The organism is Leifsonia sp. NPDC014704, from assembly GCF_043083605.1.
Classification (GTDB): domain Bacteria; phylum Actinomycetota; class Actinomycetes; order Actinomycetales; family Microbacteriaceae; genus Leifsonia.
This window is the reverse complement of the sequence record NZ_JBIBYW010000001.1, coordinates 1,935,675-1,952,877: the sequence shown is the minus strand read 5'-3', so window position 1 is coordinate 1,952,877 and position 17,203 is coordinate 1,935,675. Positions and strand designations below refer to the sequence as shown.

The window sequence follows — 17,203 nt, the reverse complement described above, 5'->3', positions numbered from 1 at the left end:
GTCAAACGTTTTCGAAAACCTTTTCTACGCTATGCTCGGTCGCCATGGGACGACGTCCGACGATCAGCGATGTGGCTGCCGCTGCAGGCGTCTCGGTCGCCACCGTGTCGAAGGCCGTGAACGGCCGCTACGGTGTCGCCGTCGAGACGGTGGAGCGCGTGCTGCAGGTGGTGCAGGAGCTCGGCTACGAGTCGAGCCTCGTCGCGAGCAGCATGCGCTCTCGCCGCACCGGCGTCATCGGAGTGCTCGTCGCCGACTTCGAGCCGTTCTCCGCGGAGATCCTGAAGGGCGTCGGCGCGGCGCTCCACGACTCCCGCTACGACCTGCTCGCCTACAGCGGGTCACGCCAGCCGTCGAGCGAGGGATGGGAGCGGCGGTCGCTGAGCCGGCTCAGCGGCACGCTCATCGACGGCGTGATCATGGTCACTCCGACGGTCGTGAACGCGAACGCCGACGTCCCGATGGTGGCCATCGACCCGCACGCCGGTCGCGCCGATCTGCCCACCGTCGAGTCGGACAGCTTCGGCGGCGCGCGCAACGCGACCGCCTTCCTGATCGGGCTGGGCCACCGCCGGATCGCCTTCGTCGCCGGTCGTCCGGACCTGCGCTCGTCGAGCCTGCGCGACGCGGGATACCGCCGCGCGCTGGGTGAGGCGGGCATCCCGTTCGATCCGTCGCTGGTGGCCGTGGGCCGCTACGAGCACGACACCGTGCGCGAAGTGGCACTACCGCTGCTGCGGCGGGCCGACCGCCCGACGGCCGTGTTCGCGGCGAACGACATCTCGGCGATCGCGGTCATCGAGGTCGCGGCCGAGCTCGGCCTGGACGTGCCGCGCGACCTCTCGGTGGTCGGCTTCGACGACATCCCTGAGGCGTCGCAATTCAGCCCGCCCCTGACGACCGTGCGGCAGCCGATGCAGGGCCTGGGCGCGACAGCCGCCGACCTCCTGATCCGGCTGATGAGCGGGGAGACGCCGGAGCGCATCCACGTCCGCCTCCCCACCCGCCTGGTGCGCCGCGCGACCACCGCTCCGCCCTCCTGACGCACATTCGTGCCGAATGTGCGTTTTCCGGCCCCGAAAGCGCACATTCGGCACGAATCAGCGCATTCTCGACGGGATGGTCCGGCACCGGTCCCGCCGCGATCTGGCGCAAATCGTGGCTTACGCGGCGTGATAACCGCGATTTGGCGCAAATCGTCCGGGGGGGAGAGAGAGAGGCAGGGGGCGCGCCGCGGGTCAGCGGAGGCGCGGGGCCAGCCAGGCGGCCTGCGTGCGCCAGTGGGCGCCGCCGCCGCCCTCGTGGTCGTTGAACGGGTACACCTCGATCGCGCGGTCGGACGCCGCGAGGTGGTTGTACGCGGCGAAGGTGGTCGATGGCGGCACCACCGTGTCCATCAGCGCCACCGAGAACAGCGAGGGCGCGTGGATGCGGCGGGCGAAGTTGACCCCGTCGAAGTACGACAGGGTCCGGAACACGTCAGCGACCTCGTCGCGATGCACCGACAGGTAGGTGGCGAGCTCCAGGAAGGGTCCACCCGCCGCGACCTCCGCGCCGCGCCGGAACGCGCACAGGAAGGCGACGTCCGGCATCACCGCACGGACACCGCCCGCAAGCGCACCCGCCGCGAGCGCGATGCCGCCGCCCTGACTGCCGCCCGTCACAGCGATGCGGTCAGGGTCGACGAACGGCAGCGACCGCGTGGCGTCCACGGCCCGCACGGCGTCCGTGAACACGCGGCGGTAGTAGTACGTCTCCGGCGAGTGGATGCCCCGGGTCATCACGCCCGGAGTGGCCGGACCCGAGCCGTGCGGGTCGGGCGTGTCTCCGCCGCTGCCCCATCCACTGCCCTGTCCGCGGGTGTCGACGAAGACGTGCACGTAACCGGCCAGCGCCCACGCCACGTTCTCGCCCGGCAGCCCCCGGCCGCCGCCGTACCCCTGGTACTGCACGACCGCGGGGAGCGGCCCGTCGTCGTGCAGCGGCCGCGACACCCAGGCGCGCACCGGCTCCCCTCCGAACCCGGGGAAGACCAGGTCGTCGATGCGCAGCTGGGTCACCGGCGAGTCGGCCGGGGTCAGCTCCGGCACGCCGCCCGCGGCCCGCGCCTCGGCGATCGTGCGCTCCCAGAACGCGTCGAAGTCGGCGGGCTCCTCGACCTCCGGGCGGAAGGCGAGCAGTTCGGAGTGGGTCAGGTCGGTGAGCGGCATCGGTCTCGCTTTCTGAACGGTTTTCGCACGAACGGCAGCAGGCTGGGCGTCATTGTGACACAGCCAGGGCCGAGCGTCGCAGCGGCCGGACGAGTCGCCGCGTGTGCGACAGTGGCTGCATGCCCGCTCCGACACGCCCCACCCTGGAGGCCATCGCACGTGAGGCGTCCGTGTCGCTCTCGACGGTGTCGAAGGTGCTCAACGGCCGCCCCGGCGTGTCCGCCGACACCCGCCGACGCGTCGAGGAGCTGCTGCACGACTCCGGGTACGCCCGCCGCGGTGTGGATGCGGAACGCGGAGAGACCGTCGAACTCGTCATCGAGGACCTGGGCAGCGAGTGGTCCGTCGAGGTCATCCGCGGCGTGGAGCGCGTCACGCGTGAGAACGGTTTGGCGATGACGCTGTCGACAATCGGCGACTACCACGCCGTCGGAGACGAGCTGATCACCGGGGTGCTCCGCCGCAAGCCGATCGCGATCGTGCTGCAGTTCTCCAATCTGACGGCCGACCATCGGCGCCAGCTGCGCACCCGCAACATCCCGTTCGTCGTCGTGGATCCGGCGGGCGATCCTCCGGCCGACGTTCCCGCGATCGGAGCGACGAACTGGGCGGGAGGCGTCGCGGCGACCCGCCACCTCCTCGCGCTCGGCCACCGGCGCATCGCCGCCATCGCCGGGCCGGCCGACCTGATGTGCTCGCGCGCTCGAATCGCCGGTTACCAGTCCGCGATGCAGGAGGCGGGTCTCCCGGTGCCGTCGGAGATCGGCGGCGGAGGGTTCTCGCGCGAGGACGGCGAACGGGAGGGCCGCAGCTTGCTCGCGTCGCCGGACCGCCCGACCGCGATCGTCTGCGGCAACGACATGCAGGCGCTCGGCGTGTACGACGCCGCCTTCGCGCTCGGCCTCGACATTCCCCGGGATGTGTCGGTCGTCGGCTTCGACGATGCACCGTCCGCGGCGTGGGCGCGTCCGCCGCTGACGACCGTGCGGCAACCGCTGCAGGAGATGGCGGAGGAGGCGACGCGCCTCGCGCTGCGCCTCCGCGCCGGCGATGTGGACAATACCCGGCTGGAGCTCGCGACCGCCCTGGTCGAGCGTGGGTCGACGGCAGCGCCCACCACCTGACGAAAGTTTTCCAACACCGTCGGGAAACTTGCCTCGCTCGTCGAGCGCGAACTACCGTCGCACGGGTACCGCCAGACGAAGGGCCGACGATGACCGACGACAAGCCGCAGCTCCGGGTCGCCATGATCGGATACGGGTTCATGGGCGCAGCGCACTCGCAGGGCTGGCGCACCGCACCCCGCTTCTTCGACCTCCCCGCCGAGCCGGTCATGTCCGTGATCGTCGGACGCGACGCGGCGCGGGTCGAGGATGCGCGCCGCCGGTTCGGTTGGCAGCGCGCCGAGACCGACTGGCGCGCCGTGATCGACGACCCCGACATCGACGTCGTCGACATCTGCACGCCCGGCGACAGCCACGCCGAGATCGCGATCGCCGCCCTCGACGTCGGCAAGCACGTGCTCTGCGAGAAGCCGCTCGCCAACACCGTCGCGGAGGCGGAGGCGATGACCGCCGCCGCCGAGCGCGCCGCCGCCCGCGGCATCCGCTCCATGGTCGGGTTCAGCTATCGCCGGGTGCCGGCCATCGGCTTCGCCCGCTCCCTGGTTCAGGAGGGCCGCCTCGGCGCCATCCGCCAGGTGCGCGCGCTCTACCTGCAGGACTGGCTGCGCGACGAGGACGGCCCGATGACGTGGCGCCTCGACAAGGCGCTCGCCGGTTCCGGCTCGCTCGGCGACATCGGGGCGCACGCCGTCGACCTCATCGAGCACCTCACCGGCTCCCACCTCGGCGCGGTCTCCGGGACCCTGACCACCTTCGTGGAGGAGCGCCCGCTGCTCGGCGAGGGCGTCGGACTCTCGGGCACCGCATCCACCGAGCGCGGGAAGGTCACCGTCGATGACGCCGCCTGGTTCACCGCCCGGCTCGAAGGCGGGGAGGCGGACGGCGCCATCGGAGCCTTCGAGGCCACCCGGTACGCGACCGGCCGCAAGAACGCGCTCCGCATCGAACTCAGCGGATCGCGCGGCGCCATCGCGTTCGACCTCGAGGAGATGAACGAACTGCAGTTCTACGATGCGACCGCTCCGGCCGGGGAGCAGGGCTTCACGCGGATCATCGTCACCGAGCCCGAGCATCCCTACATGGCCAACTGGTGGCCGACCGGTCACGCCATCGGCTACGAGCACGCATTCAGCCACGAGGTCGTCGACTTGGTGACCGCCATCGCGTCCGGCACCGACCCCGAGCCGTCGTTCGCCGACGGCCTCCACATCCAGCGTGTACTCGACGCCGTCGAGCGCAGCGCCGCCGACGGCAGCGCCTGGACCCCGATCCCCTGAACCACGCCCGCAGCTCCTGAGTTTTTCGGCCGAATGGCGTGCGAAAAGCAGAGAAACTCAGGAGCCGGCGGCGACCACCGGAAGGAAGCATGAGCAAGCAGGCACTGATCGTCCGCGGAGGATGGGATGGGCACATGCCCGTCGAGACCACGGAGCTGTTCCTCCCCTTCCTGCGCGAGAACGGCTTCGACACCCGGGTCGAGGAGGGCACGGCCGTCTACGCGGACGACGCCTTCATGGACACCGTCGACCTCGTCGTGCAGGTCAACACCATGAACACGATCGAGGAGCCTGAGTTCCGCGGCCTCCAGCGGGCCGTGCTCAACGGGACCGGGATGGCCGGCTGGCACGGCGGGATCGCCGACTCATACCGCAACAACGCCGACTACCTGCACATGATCGGCGGGCAGTTCGCCCATCACGCGGGCAAGGATCCGGCCGAGCGCGTCGGCGAGCAGTCGGACAACTACATCCCGTACACCGTGCACATCACGGACTACGGCCGGACGCATCCCATCACGCAGGGGATCGACGACTTCGACCTGGTCACCGAGCAGTACTGGGTGCTCAGCGACGAGTACAACGACGTCCTCGCGACGACGACCCAGAGCGTCCGCCCCTGGGATGCGTGGAATCGGCCGGTCACCGCGCCGGCGATCTGGACCCGGCAGTGGGGCAAGGGCCGCATCTTCGTCTCCGCGCCGGGCCACCGCCTGGAGATCGTCGAGAGCCAGCCCGTCCGCACCATCATCGAGAGGGGGATGCTGTGGGCGTCCCGTTGAACATCGGCGTCATCGGCGTCGGCAACATCAGCCGGCAGTACTTCGAGCACTTCCCGCAGCTGCCGAACCTGCGTCTGACCGCCGTCGCCGACCTGGATGTGGAGCGCGCCTCCGCGGTCGCCGCCGAGCAGGGCGTGCTCGGGCTTTCGGTCGACGAGCTGCTCGCACATCCCGACGTGCACGCGGTGCTCAACCTGACCATCCCGCAGGCGCACGCCGAGGTCGCCCTTCGCGCGCTCGCAGCGGGCAAGCACGTCTACGGCGAGAAGCCGCTGGCCCTCTCGACCGCGGAGGCGGCGCCTGTCCTCGAGCGGGCTGCTGCGCAGGGCCTGCGGATCGGCAGTGCTCCGGACACCGTGCTGGGAACCGGCATCCAGACCGCGCTCGCGCTGCTCGACGACGGGCGGATCGGCGACCCGGTCGCCGCGGCCGTCGCCTGGAGCGCCCCCGGTCACGAGCTGTGGCATCCCGCCCCGGCGTTCTACTACCAGCCGGGCGGCGGCCCGCTGTTCGACATGGGGCCGTACTACCTGACCAGCCTGGTCAGCTTCTTCGGTCCGGTTGTGCGGGTGTCGGGAGCGACCGGCCGGTCGACGCGCGAGCGCACGGTCGCGACCGGCCCGCTCGCCGGCTCGACCATCCCGGTGGAGGTGGACACCCACGTCACCGCCCTCCTCGAGCACGCGTCCGGCGTCATCTCGACCGTGACCGTCTCGTTCGAGGTGTGGGCGACGCGCACGCCGAAGTTCGAGGTGTACGGGACCGCAGGGACCATCGCCGTCCCCGACCCGAACATGTTCTCGGACCCGGTGGAGCTGGCGACGGCGGACGATCGGGAGTTCCACGAGGTGCCGGTGGCCGCAGGCTACGCGGACGCCGGTCGCGGCTACGGTCTCGCCGACATGGCGCGGGCGATCGAGACGGACCGCCCCCACCGGGCCTCCGGCGAGCTCGCCTTCCACGTGCTCGAGATCATGGAGTCGGTGATCCGGGCCGGGTCGACGCACACCGTGGTGGAGCTCTCGTCGACCGTCGAGCGGCCGGCCCCGGTGCCGCTGGGTGCGCGTCCCGAGAGCTGGTGAACGAGCGAACCCGGTGACCGGGCGGCCGTTCGCCGCGCGTTATGGTCATTCCATGTCCGCATCCGAGCTGAGCACCGTGCGCCCGTCCTCGGGCGGCGCCACGGACGCACTGCGCCGCAGCAACCTGGCGACCGTGCTCGGTCTGGTGCACCGCGACGGCGCCCTGTCGCGCAGCGACCTGACGCGCCTGACCGGGCTGAACCGATCGACGGTCGGAGACCTGGTGGCCGAGCTGGCCGCCCTCGACCTGGTCGAGGTGGACGAGACACCCGGCGGCGGGCGGGCCGGCCGGCCGAGCCCGGTCGTCCGGGTCTCGGGCAGCGTCGCCGCCGTCGCCGTGAACCCCGAAGTGGATGCGGTGATCGTCGGCCTCGTCGGTCTCGGCGGCCGTGTGCTCAAGCGGGTCCGCATCGAGACCGCGTCGGCCCGGTCGGCCGCGGAGACCGTCACCCTGGCCTCTGCCGGCATCGCCGGGATGCTGGCGGGGGAGTCGGGCATCCGCATCGCCGGGATCGGCGTCGCCGTTCCCGGCCAGGTGCGGCTATCGGACGGCATGGTCCGGGAGGCGACGCACTTCGGCTGGGTGGACGAACCGCTGGCCGGGATGCTCTCCGCCGCTACCGGGTACCGGGTCTGGGCGGCGAACGCCGCCGTCCTGGGCTTGCGGGCCGAGAGCGCGTTCGGCGCCGGGCGCGGCGTCGACGACCTCGTGTACATGATCGGCGGAGCGTCAGGGATCGGCGGCGGCGCGATCGGCGGCGGCCGTCTGCTGACGGGTGCCGCCGGGTACGCGGGGGAGTTCGGGCACACGTTCGTCCGGTCGGACGGCCGGCACTGCTCCTGCGGATCGCGCGGGTGCCTGGAGGCCGAGGTCACCCAGGCGGAGCTGCTGGCGGCGGTGGGCCTCGCGTCGGCGGAGGCCGCATCCCTCGCCGACCGGCTGGTCGCCACGAAGGACCCGACGGCGCTCGCCGTGATCGAGCGCGACTACGCACTGCTGTCGATCGCGGCGCGCAATGCCGTCAACGTGTTCAACCCCTCGCTGCTCGTGCTCGGCGGTTTCCTCGCGGCGCTCTATCGTGGCGCGCGCGCGCACGGAGCACCCGACCTCCTCGACGATGTCGTGCACTCGGCGAGAGAGGGCGTCACCGTGGTCGAGGCGGAACTCGGGACGGACCAGCTGCTCATCGGCGCGGCCGAACTGGTGCTGGCGGACCTGATCGCGGATCCCGCCCGAGCTCTCGCCGCTGCCTGAGCCCGCGGGTGCCGCCGGGCGAGAATGCGCCCGTAACGGCCCGTATGTTGTTGCCGGAAACTAACTGTTCTACCCAGGAATTATGCGGGTTAGCATCCAAACGCAGACTTGCGTTCACTTCTCTCGTCGCTTATGTTGTGTTCACCAACAAAATGCATCGGAGTGGCTGCGAGGCCTGCAGACGCGCGTCCACTCCACTACAAGGAGGTAACAGATGCGCAAGAGGCACCTCGCAATCGGCGCCGTTCTGGCCGCCGGTGCCCTGCTGCTCGCCGGATGCTCCGGCACGTCCGGTTCGTCGTCCGACAGCACCGACGGGAAGGGCAAGACCCTCACCCTGTGGCACTTCGAGAGCGAAGACTCGGCGATGGGCAAGGCCTGGAACGAGGCCATCAAGGAGTTCGAGTCGGAGACCGGAGCCAAGGTCAAGTTCGAGGCGAAGGCCTTCGAGCAGATCCGCTCCACCGCGTCCCAGGTCCTGAACTCGGACCAGGCCCCCGACATCCTCGAGTACAACAAGGGCAACGCCACCGCCGGCCTCCTCGCCAGCCAGGGCCTGCTCAGCAACCTCGACGACGCCGTCAAGAAGTACGGCTGGGACAAGAAGCTCGCGCCGAGCCTGCAGACCACGTCGCGCTACGACGACAAGGGAATCATGGGCGCAGGTTCCTGGTACGGCATCCCGAACTACGGCGAGTACGTCGAGGTCTACTACAACAAGGACATGTTCGCGAAGTACGGCATCGAGGTGCCGAAGACGCAGGACGAGTTCGTCGCCGCGCTGCAGAAGTTCAAGGACAACGGGGTCACCCCGCTCGCCGAGTCGGCGGCCGAGTACCCGCTCGGACAGCTCTGGTACCAGCTCGCACTGACCAAGGCCGACCGCTCCTTCGTCGACGACTACCAGCTCTACAAGGGCAAGCTGAACTGGCAGGGCAGCGAGCTCCTCTCCGCCACCAAGACGGTCGACGAGTGGGTGCAGAAGGGCTACATCTCCAAGGACGCCTCCGGCCTGAAGGCCGAGGACGCCGGCACTGCGTTCATCTCGGGCAAGTACCCGATCTTCTTCTCGGGCAGCTGGTGGTACGGCCGCTTCCAGACGGAGATCAAGGACTACCAGTGGGGCACGTTCCTCTTCCCCGGCGCGAAGCTCTCGCCCGGCTCGGCCGGCAACATGTGGGTCGTCCCGGAGAAGGCCAAGAACAAGGGCCTCGCCGAGAAGTTCATCGACATCACCATGCGGCCTAAGATCCAGGCGATCCTCGGCAACAACGGCGGCATCCCGGTGGCGGCGAAGCTGAGCGACATCACCGACGAGAAGTCGAAGGAGCTCATCGCGAACTTCAACGCCCTCACCGGTGAGGACGGCATCGCGTTCTACCCCGACTGGCCCACGCCGACCTTCTACGACCAGCTGAACGCCGGTCTGCAGGAGCTCATCAACGGCACGAAGGACCCGTCCGCGGTCAACAAGGAGCTCGGCTCCGAGTACCAGGACGGCGTCGACCAGATCGTCAACCAGTAACACTCCCAGGCCATCCGCTCCTGAGTTTTTCCGCCCCCAATCGGCGTGTTGAGGCGAAAAACTCCGGAGCGGATGGCCACGAGGGAACGCAAAGGAGAGAACGCATGGTCGACGTGAGCGTGCGCGCGCCGGAAGGGCGCAAGCGGAGGGCGCAGAGCGAAGCGCTGGTGCCCGGCCGAGGGCACGGCCGGTTCTGGCTGTATCTGCTGCCGGGATTCGTCCTGCTGACGGTGATCGTCCTGGTCCCGCTGGTGTGGAACGTCTACCTCAGCTTCACGAGCTACCGCGGCATCCGCCCGCCGAAGTTCATCGGGCTGAACAACTGGGTCCGGCTGATGGGCGACGACAAGTTCTGGACATCGTTCGGCAACTCGATCGCGATGATCATCGCGATGGTCGTCATCCCGACCCTCGTGGGCCTCATCCTCGCCGCCATGCTGTTCGATCTCGTCGGCAAGAAGTTCGGCGGCAAGCTCGCCAGCTTCCTGCGGGCCACCTACTACCTTCCGCAGATCCTGCCCGTCGTCATCGCGGCGATCGTGATCGGCTGGATCCTGCGGCCAGACAACGGCGCGCTCAACACCATGCTGCAGGCCGTCGGTCTGGGGCAGTTCGCCCACAACTGGCTGGGCAGCCCGGACACGGCGCTCGCCTCCATCATGGCCGTGATGGTCTGGGTGCAGATCGGCTACCCGGTCGTCATCTTCATGGCGGCGCTCCAGCGGGTCGACCCCGAGCTGTACGAGGCGGCCGAGCTCGATGGCGCCAACTGGTTCCAGCGGTTCCGCTCGATCACCGTGTCCATCATCCGGCCCGAGATCTTCGTCGTCACCCTGACCTGCACCATCGCGGCCCTCAAGGTCTTCGGCCCGGTCTACACGCTGACCCGCGGAGGCCCCGGCACGGCGACCATGGTGCCCAGCTACTACTCCTACAGCGAGTTCTTCCAGAGCCAGCAGGTGGGATACGGCGCCACGATCGCGACCGCGCTGACGGTGGTCATCATCGCCGTCTCCGTCCTCTTCATGATCGCCCAGAACCGCGCGGAGCGCAGGGAGAACCAGATCTGATGTCGACCACCATCGAGCGCCCCCGCACGGATGCGGCGACGGCCCAGCCCCGTTGGCTGAAGCGGCAGAAGCCGCGCAAGACCGTGACCGACTGGGTCATCCTCGTCGTCGCGATCCTCATCGGGATCGGCATCGCGTTCCCGTTCCTGCTGATCCTCATCAACTCGTTCAAGAGCCCGGCCGACTACAACTCGGGCGGTCCGCTGCAGCTGCCGACGTCGTTCTACACGGACGGCATCGTCAACTTCTGGAACCGCGTCAACTTCCCCGAGAAGCTGTGGAACTCCATCTTCATCTCCGGGATGGTCGCCCTGCTGTCGGTCGTGCTGTCGGTCCTCAACGCCTACGCGCTCGGCATCGGCCGGGTGAAGGCGCGCACCTGGATCATCGTGCTGTTCCTGCTGGCCAACATGCTGCCGCAGGAGGCTCTGCTCTACCCGCTGTACTTCATGTTCAAGCAGGTCGGCCTGTACGACAATCCGTGGGCGGTCATCATCATCTTCACGGTGATCCAGAGCGCATTCGGCACCTATCTGCTGTCGAGCGTGTACGGCACCTTCCCGAAGGAGGTGCTGGAGGCCGCGTCGCTCGACGGCGCAGGCCGCTGGCGCATCCTGTGGCGGGTCGTCGTCCCGATCTCGCGCCCGACGCTGAGCGTCCTGCTCATCTTCTTCTTCATCTGGACGTGGAACGAGTTCCTGATCCCGCTGACCTTCCTTGTGTCCAACGACAACCAGACGGTCCCGGTCGCGATCAGCGCCCTGCAAGGCGACCGGCTGATGGATGTGACCACCACATCCGCGTCGGCGCTGCTCGGCCTCATCCCCACGCTCGTCTTCTTCCTCATCTTCCAGCGCACCCTGACCCGCGGCATCACTGCCGGCGCGGTCAAGTAACCGGAGCAGTCACCGCATGAAGTTCACCGATGGTTTCTGGATGCTGCGCGACGGCGTCACGCCCGTCTACGCTCAGGAGGCGTACGACGTGGTCGCCGGCGGCGGCAGCATCACGATCACCGCACCCGCCAAGGTCATCGAGCGCCGGGGCGACACCCTCAACCGCCCGACCCTGACCGTCACGCTCACCTCGCCGCTGCCCGGCGTGGTCGGCGTCCGCGTCGACCACTGGCAGGGCACGCGGCCGGAGCGCGGCTTCGATCTCAACGTCGAGGAGGGGCACGCGCACGTGTCCGTCGACGACGCGGCGGGCGTGCTCACCACCGGCGGCCTGACGGCGACGGTGAAGCGCGGCGCGCCGTGGTCGCTCACCTTCTCAGCGGGGGATCGCGTGCTCACCTCGAGCGGGCACAAATCGCTCGGCTACATGACCGTGGACGGCGAGGGCACGTTCGTTCACGAGCAGCTGGCGCTCGGCGTCGGCGAGCTGGTCTACGGCCTGGGTGAGCGCTTCGGACCGCTGGTGAAGAACGGCCAGGTGGTCGACATCTGGAACGCCGACGGCGGCACCTCCAGCGAGCAGGCGTACAAGAACATCCCGTTCTATCTGACCAACCGCGGCTACGGCGTGCTCGTCAACCACCCCGGCCACGTCTCGTACGAGATCGGGTCGGAGTCGGTGGAGCGCGTCCAGTTCTCGGTGCCCGGCGAGACCCTCGAGTACTACCTCGTGTACGGCCCGACGCCGAAGGAGATCCTGGAGCGGTACACCGCACTGACGGGCCGGCCGGCGTCGGTTCCTGCCTGGTCGTACGGCCTCTGGCTGTCCACCAGCTTCACGACCGACTACGACGAGGCGACCGTCACCTCCTTCATCGACGGCATGGCCGAGCGCGACCTGCCGCTGTCGGTGTTCCACTTCGACTGCTTCTGGATGCGCGAGTTCAACTGGTGCGACTTCGAGTGGGACCCGCGCACGTTCCCGGACCCCCAGGGGATGCTCGCGCGCCTGCACGACAAAGACCTCCGGGTCTGCGTATGGCTCAATCCCTACATCGGGCAGCGCTCGCCGCTGTTCGCGGAGGCGGCCGAGGCGGGCTTCCTGGTGAAGCGACCGAACGGTGATGTCTGGCAGTGGGATCTCTGGCAGGCCGGCATGGGCCTCGTCGACTTCACGAACCCGGATGCGACCCGCTGGTACCAGGACAAGCTGCGAGGGTTGGTGGCCCAGGGCGTCGACTGTTTCAAGACCGACTTCGGGGAGCGCATCCCGCTCGAGGTGGACTACTTCGACGGCTCGTCGCCCGAGCGCATGCACAACCTCTACACGCAGCTCTACAACGAAGCCGTGTTCGAGGTGCTGCAGGAGGCGAAAGGTGTCGGCGAGGCGGTGCTGTTCTCGCGGTCGGCCACGGCAGGCGGGCAGCAGCTGCCGGTCCACTGGGGCGGGGACAACACCTCCAGCTACGAGTCGATGGCCGAGACCCTGCGCGGCGGTCTCTCGCTGGCGCTGAGCGGCTTCGGCTTCTGGAGTCACGACATCGGCGGCTTCGAGGGCACCCCCGACCCGGGCGTCTTCAAGCGTTGGACCGCGTTCGGGCTGCTGTCGAGCCACTCGCGCCTGCACGGCAGCGACTCGTACCGGGTGCCGTGGGCATTCGACGAGGAGGCCGTCGAGGTCACCCGCCTGTTCACGAAGCTGAAGCTGCGGTTGATGCCGTATCTGTTCGCCGCGGGCCAGGAGGCGCACGTCGCCGGGACGCCGGTCATGCGGCCGATGCAGCTGGAGTTCCCGGGCGACCCGGCCGTCGACTACCTCGACCGCCAGTACATGCTGGGAGCCGACCTGCTGGTCGCGCCCGTGTTCTCGCCGTCCGAGGTCGAGTTCTACCTGCCCGACGGCACCTGGACCGAGTACTTCTCGGGCCGCACGGTGGAGGGCGGACGCTGGCTGCGCGAGACCCACGGCTTCGACAGCATCCCACTGTTCGTGCGCGAAGGGGCCGTCCTGCCGCTCGGCGGCCGCGACGACCGCCCGGACTACGACTACCGCACCGACCTCACGCTGGCGGTCTATCCCGGACCGGACGGGGAGCGCACCGTGACGGTGACGACCCCCGACGGCGAGGTCGCCGACTACACGGTGACCCGTCGCGGCGAGGCGCTGACCGCGACCGGGCCGAGCGGGAATCCCTTCACGCTGCGGGATGCGGTCACCGGCCGCACTGCGGCCTCGGAGTCGGGGACGGCGACCCTCGACTGAGCCGGAGCATCCGGCCCGGCGGACCGGTGACGTGGGCGCGCGCCTGGCGCCCGCGTCACCGGAGCCCCGCCCCGACGGTACAGTTACGCGGAGAATGAACGGCAGGGCGACGGGGACGAACCTCGACACGGTGCGGCGGCACAATCTTGCGACCGTGCTCGGGCTCGTCCACCGCGAGGGCCCGCTGGCCCGCTCGGCGCTCACGCAGGCGACCGGGCTGAATCGGTCGACCGTCGGTGCCCTCGTCGCCGAGCTGGCGGAGCTGGGCCTCGTGCAGGAGCGCGAGCCGGAGCTCAGCAACCGGGTCGGGCGGCCGTCTCCGGTCGTCGCGCCGGACGGCCGCGTCGTCGCGCTGGCCATCAACCCTGAGATCGACGCGGTGACCGTGGGCGTGGTCGGTCTGGATGCGACCGTGCATCGGCGCGTGCGGTACCCGACCGGGCATATCCCCTCGGCCGCGGAGGCGGTGGCGATCGCCGCGGCGGTCGTCGATGGACTGCGCGCCGACCTCGCCAAGGCCTCGCGCGTCGTCGGGATCGGCGTCGCGGTTCCCGGGCTCGTGCGGGAGGAGGACGGCGTCGTGCGGCTCGCTCCCCACCTCGAATGGGCCGAGGAGCCGTTCGCCGCAGAACTCGCCGCCGCGACCGGGTACCGCGTGCTCGCCGCCAACGATGCGAGCCTCGGCGCCGACGCCGAGCGCCTCTTCGGCGCAGGACGCGGCGCGAGCGACCTGGTGTACCTCAACGGCGGCGCGTCGGGCATCGGGGCCGGGGTGATCGTCAGCGGCGCGCCGCTCACCGGGATCAGCGGGTATGCGGGTGAGCTCGGGCATACGCTCGTCAACTCGGCAGGCGTGCGCTGCCACTGCGGCGCCATCGGCTGCCTCGAGACCGAGGTGAGCCAGGGTGCGCTGCTGCGCGTGCTCGGGATGGATGCGGCCGACCCCGAGGAGCTCGACCGGGCGCTATCGGCGGCGATCGCGGCGGGGGATCCGGCCGTGACGGCGGAGGTCGACCGCCAGGTCGGCTTCCTCGCGACGGCGCTGCGCAATGCCACCAACGTCTTCGACCCGCAGCTGATCGTGCTGGGCGGGTTCCTCGGTGCGCTCCACGCGCTCGACCCCGAGCGGCTGCCGCGCCTCGTGGGGGAGCAGGCGCTCGCCGCCAGCGCCGAGCGGCTCTCGATCGTGCGTGCGGGGCTCGGCGCGGACATCCTCATGATCGGCGCGGCCGAACTCGCGTTCCGTCCGCTGCTGGCCGCGCCCGCATCCTGACCTGACCTGACCTGACCGCATCCCTCCGCCCCTCTTCCGCAAGATTTGGCGCAAATCTACGTTTTGGCGCCTCCACAACCGAGATTTGGCGCAAATCTGCGCTTCAAGCGGGCAGGCAGGGCGGACATTCGTGCCGAATGTGCGCTTTGTCGCCGCCATAACGCACATTCGGCACGAATCTGGGCGAACGGAAAGTCAATGCGCACGTTCACATTCGGGGCCTGCACGGTATAGGATTCCTTGTAGTCGATCAATCGAATCGATTCGAACCACCACTCCCGACAGCACCGCTTCCCCGCGGTGCTGTTCTCATTGCGTCCGACGGCGGGCGCGGCCTCATCCACCTCGACCTGCCAAGGACCCTTTCGTGACCACCGTCGTGCATCCCGGAGACTCGCTCTCCGGTCGCCAGCGCCTCGCCTACATCCTGATCCTCGGCGCGCTCACCGCACTGGGCCCGTTCACGATCGACACCTACCTGCCCGCGCTGCCGACGCTGCAGAACGACTTCAACGTCTCCACCGCCGCCATCCAGCTGACCCTCACGGCCACGACGATCGGCTTCGGCGTCGGCCAGCTGCTGGTGGGCCCGTGGTCGGACAAGATCGGCCGGCGCACGCCGCTCATGGTCGCAACCGGGGTGCACATCATCGCGTGCCTGGCCGCCGCGATCGCCCCGAACGTCGAACTGCTCGGTGTCGCGCGCGCCCTGCAGGGCATCGGCGCCGCGGCGGGCGGCGTCGTCGCGATGGCCATGGTCCGCGACCTCTTCGGCGGGCGTCCGCTGGTCCGGATGCTGAGCCGCCTCGCGCTCGTCAACGGCCTCGCGCCGGTGCTGGCGCCCGTGCTCGGTTCCTGGCTGCTGCTCGTCATGCCGTGGCGCGGGATCTTCGTCGTGCTCGCCGGCTACGGCCTGTTCGTCATCATCTGCGTCGCCCTCTGGATCGTGGAGACACTGCCCAAGGCACGGCGCCAGGACGCCGGGCATTCGACGGTCGGCCAGCGGTACAAGGCCGTGCTGAGCGACCGCGTGTTCGTCGGCATCGCGATCGTCGGGGCCGCCAACTTCACCGGCCTGTTCTCCTACCTCTCGTCGAGCTCGTTCATCTTCCAGGAGATCTACCAGTTCAACGCGCAGGAGTACGGGCTGCTGTTCGCGATCAACTCCATCGGCATTATCATCGGCGTCCAGTCGTCCGCGCGCCTCACCAAGTACGTGGGCCCGCAGTGGATCCTGGCGTGCTCCACCGTTGTCATGTTCGTGGCGTCCGTGACCATCGTGGTGCTCGACCAGTCGCACGTCGGACTGTGGGGCACCGTCATCCCCCTGTGGTTCTTCATCGCCGCCTGCGGTTTCGGCTTCCCGTGCGTCCAGGTGCTCGCGCTCAACGGCCACGGTCACGAGGCCGGGACGGCCGCGAGCCTGCTCGGTGCGGCCAACTTCGGCATCGCCGGGATCGTGTCGCCGGTCGTCGGCATCCTCGGCGTCGGCAGCGCAGCACCGATGGGCGCGGTCATGGCCGTCTGCGCGCTCGTCTCGATCGCCTCACTGTGGATCGTCGTCCGTCCGCGCAGCGTCCCGCAACTGGCCCACTAGCGCCGACCGCCCACCGCCCCACCGTCGAGTACACGAAAACTGCACGCGCGCGCGGCGATTCGTGTGCAGTTTTCGTGTACTCGACGGTGGGGCGGACATGCCGGCGCGGGTACGTTTGGGCGCATGACAGAACCGCATCCCGTTCCGCCGCCCGAGGACGCCGAAGGACACGACGTCGTCAAAGCGGCCCGGGTGACGCGGAGGTGGCCCGTCGTCGCCGGGTCGGTCGCGGTGGTCGTCGTGGTCGGACTCGGGCTGATCATCGCGCTCCGCCCCCGGGAGCCGTTCGCGATCGACGCCGAATGGATGGGCGAGATCGTCGAGCACCGCTCCCCGCTCTGGCTCGGACCGGCGCTGTTCTTCAACTACGTCGGCGGCAGCATCCTCGGATCGGTGGTCATCCCCGTCCTGATCTTCCTGATGCTGCTCGCGTTCCGAAGGCCGTGGGGCGCCGCGTTCTTCGCCATTGCGAGCGTGCTGTCGGTCGTCTGCGTCCAGCTGATCAAGCACACCGTTGGTCGGGCGCGGCCGACGGAGATCCTCGTGAACGCCGACACCGGTTCATTCCCATCCGGGCATACGGCGAATGCGGCGACGATGGTGGTCGTGCTCGGCATCCTGTTCCCGAGGGTGTGGGTGTGGATTCTCGGGGTGGTGTGGGCGGTCCTCATGGCGGTCAGTCGTACCTATCTCGGCGCGCACTGGATCAGTGACACGATCGGCGGGCTGCTGCTCGGCGCCGGGGTCGCCGTGATCGTCTGGACACCGCTCGCGCACCGCCTCGCGAGAGAGGCCGCGGAGCCGCATCCCTTCTGGCTCGCACACCGTCACGCGCCAGTAGAGTGAGCC

14 protein-coding genes are annotated in these 17,203 nt (G+C 69.4%); 13 read left to right on the top strand and 1 reads right to left on the bottom strand.

Annotation, left to right across the window (positions count from 1 at the left end):
• Positions 1 to 44: 44 nt before the first annotated feature.
• Positions 45 to 1,043, top strand: a complete 999-nt coding sequence (locus ACF1AJ_RS09480; RefSeq protein ID WP_391507089.1) for a LacI family DNA-binding transcriptional regulator — start codon at positions 45 to 47, stop codon at positions 1,041 to 1,043.
• Positions 1,044 to 1,238: 195 nt separating this feature from the next.
• On the opposite strand, the gene ACF1AJ_RS09475 is transcribed toward ACF1AJ_RS09480, so the two are convergent.
• Positions 1,239 to 2,210 (bottom strand): acetylxylan esterase, encoded by a 972-nt coding sequence (locus tag ACF1AJ_RS09475; protein WP_391507088.1) that lies wholly within the window; start codon positions 2,208 to 2,210, stop codon positions 1,239 to 1,241.
• Between the two features lie 119 nt (positions 2,211 to 2,329).
• On the opposite strand from ACF1AJ_RS09475, the gene ACF1AJ_RS09470 reads away from it, so the two are divergent.
• From ACF1AJ_RS09470 to ACF1AJ_RS09415, 12 genes are all read left to right on the top strand, one after another.
• Positions 2,330 to 3,334 (top strand): LacI family DNA-binding transcriptional regulator, encoded by a 1,005-nt coding sequence (locus tag ACF1AJ_RS09470; RefSeq protein ID WP_391507087.1) that lies wholly within the window; start codon positions 2,330 to 2,332, stop codon positions 3,332 to 3,334.
• Positions 3,335 to 3,423: 89 nt separating this feature from the next.
• Positions 3,424 to 4,611 carry a Gfo/Idh/MocA family protein gene (locus tag ACF1AJ_RS09465; protein WP_391507086.1) on the top strand — a complete coding sequence of 396 codons (1,188 nt, stop codon included), beginning with the start codon at positions 3,424 to 3,426 and terminating at the stop codon, positions 4,609 to 4,611.
• A gap of 89 nt (positions 4,612 to 4,700) precedes the next feature.
• Positions 4,701 to 5,393, top strand: coding sequence for a ThuA domain-containing protein (locus tag ACF1AJ_RS09460; protein ID WP_026307058.1), 693 nt, complete (start codon positions 4,701 to 4,703; stop codon positions 5,391 to 5,393).
• Positions 5,378 to 6,475 carry a Gfo/Idh/MocA family protein gene (locus tag ACF1AJ_RS09455; protein WP_391507085.1) on the top strand — a complete coding sequence of 366 codons (1,098 nt, stop codon included), beginning with the start codon at positions 5,378 to 5,380 and terminating at the stop codon, positions 6,473 to 6,475. Before ACF1AJ_RS09460 ends, ACF1AJ_RS09455 begins: the two co-directional genes overlap by 16 nt.
• Positions 6,476 to 6,527: 52 nt before the next feature.
• A complete protein-coding gene (locus ACF1AJ_RS09450) occupies positions 6,528 to 7,730 on the top strand; it encodes an ROK family protein (RefSeq protein ID WP_391507084.1) in 1,203 nt (400 codons plus the stop codon).
• Between the two features lie 214 nt (positions 7,731 to 7,944).
• The gene (locus ACF1AJ_RS09445; protein ID WP_391507083.1) at positions 7,945 to 9,255 is read left to right on the top strand and encodes an ABC transporter substrate-binding protein; all 1,311 of its coding nucleotides are present in this window, start codon (positions 7,945 to 7,947) and stop codon (positions 9,253 to 9,255) included.
• Positions 9,256 to 9,359: 104 nt separating this feature from the next.
• On the top strand, positions 9,360 to 10,325 hold the full coding sequence (locus ACF1AJ_RS09440; RefSeq protein ID WP_391507082.1) for a carbohydrate ABC transporter permease: 966 nt from the start codon (positions 9,360 to 9,362) through the stop codon (positions 10,323 to 10,325).
• A complete protein-coding gene (locus tag ACF1AJ_RS09435) occupies positions 10,325 to 11,221 on the top strand; it encodes a carbohydrate ABC transporter permease (RefSeq protein WP_391507081.1) in 897 nt (298 codons plus the stop codon). Before ACF1AJ_RS09440 ends, ACF1AJ_RS09435 begins: the two co-directional genes overlap by 1 nt.
• A gap of 16 nt (positions 11,222 to 11,237) precedes the next feature.
• Positions 11,238 to 13,484 (top strand): alpha-xylosidase, encoded by a 2,247-nt coding sequence (gene yicI, locus ACF1AJ_RS09430; protein ID WP_391507080.1) that lies wholly within the window; start codon positions 11,238 to 11,240, stop codon positions 13,482 to 13,484.
• A 94-nt stretch (positions 13,485 to 13,578) separates the two neighbouring features.
• Positions 13,579 to 14,757 (top strand): ROK family protein, encoded by a 1,179-nt coding sequence (locus ACF1AJ_RS09425; RefSeq protein WP_391507079.1) that lies wholly within the window; start codon positions 13,579 to 13,581, stop codon positions 14,755 to 14,757.
• Between the two features lie 367 nt (positions 14,758 to 15,124).
• Positions 15,125 to 16,354, top strand: a complete 1,230-nt coding sequence (locus ACF1AJ_RS09420; protein WP_391507078.1) for a multidrug effflux MFS transporter — start codon at positions 15,125 to 15,127, stop codon at positions 16,352 to 16,354.
• Between the two features lie 123 nt (positions 16,355 to 16,477).
• Positions 16,478 to 17,200: a phosphatase PAP2 family protein gene (locus ACF1AJ_RS09415; protein WP_391507077.1), complete on the top strand. Its 723-nt coding sequence runs from the start codon at positions 16,478 to 16,480 to the stop codon at positions 17,198 to 17,200.
• Positions 17,201 to 17,203: the final 3 nt, after the last annotated feature.

Excerpts from the sequence above, each read along its gene's own strand:
- ACF1AJ_RS09475 (WP_391507088.1), bottom strand. The coding sequence starts at position 2,210 with ATGCCGCTCACCGACCTGACCCACTCCGAACTGCTCGCCTTCCGCCCG.
- ACF1AJ_RS09480 (WP_391507089.1), top strand. The coding sequence starts at position 45 with ATGGGACGACGTCCGACGATCAGCGATGTGGCTGCCGCTGCAGGCGTC.
- ACF1AJ_RS09425 (WP_391507079.1), top strand. The coding sequence starts at position 13,579 with ATGAACGGCAGGGCGACGGGGACGAACCTCGACACGGTGCGGCGGCAC.
- ACF1AJ_RS09440 (WP_391507082.1), top strand. The coding sequence starts at position 9,360 with ATGGTCGACGTGAGCGTGCGCGCGCCGGAAGGGCGCAAGCGGAGGGCG.
- yicI (WP_391507080.1), top strand. The coding sequence starts at position 11,238 with ATGAAGTTCACCGATGGTTTCTGGATGCTGCGCGACGGCGTCACGCCC.
- ACF1AJ_RS09415 (WP_391507077.1), top strand. The coding sequence starts at position 16,478 with ATGACAGAACCGCATCCCGTTCCGCCGCCCGAGGACGCCGAAGGACAC.
- ACF1AJ_RS09470 (WP_391507087.1), top strand. The coding sequence starts at position 2,330 with ATGCCCGCTCCGACACGCCCCACCCTGGAGGCCATCGCACGTGAGGCG.
- ACF1AJ_RS09465 (WP_391507086.1), top strand. The coding sequence starts at position 3,424 with ATGACCGACGACAAGCCGCAGCTCCGGGTCGCCATGATCGGATACGGG.
- ACF1AJ_RS09435 (WP_391507081.1), top strand. The coding sequence starts at position 10,325 with ATGTCGACCACCATCGAGCGCCCCCGCACGGATGCGGCGACGGCCCAG.
- ACF1AJ_RS09445 (WP_391507083.1), top strand. The coding sequence starts at position 7,945 with ATGCGCAAGAGGCACCTCGCAATCGGCGCCGTTCTGGCCGCCGGTGCC.
- ACF1AJ_RS09460 (WP_026307058.1), top strand. The coding sequence starts at position 4,701 with ATGAGCAAGCAGGCACTGATCGTCCGCGGAGGATGGGATGGGCACATG.
- ACF1AJ_RS09450 (WP_391507084.1), top strand. The coding sequence starts at position 6,528 with ATGTCCGCATCCGAGCTGAGCACCGTGCGCCCGTCCTCGGGCGGCGCC.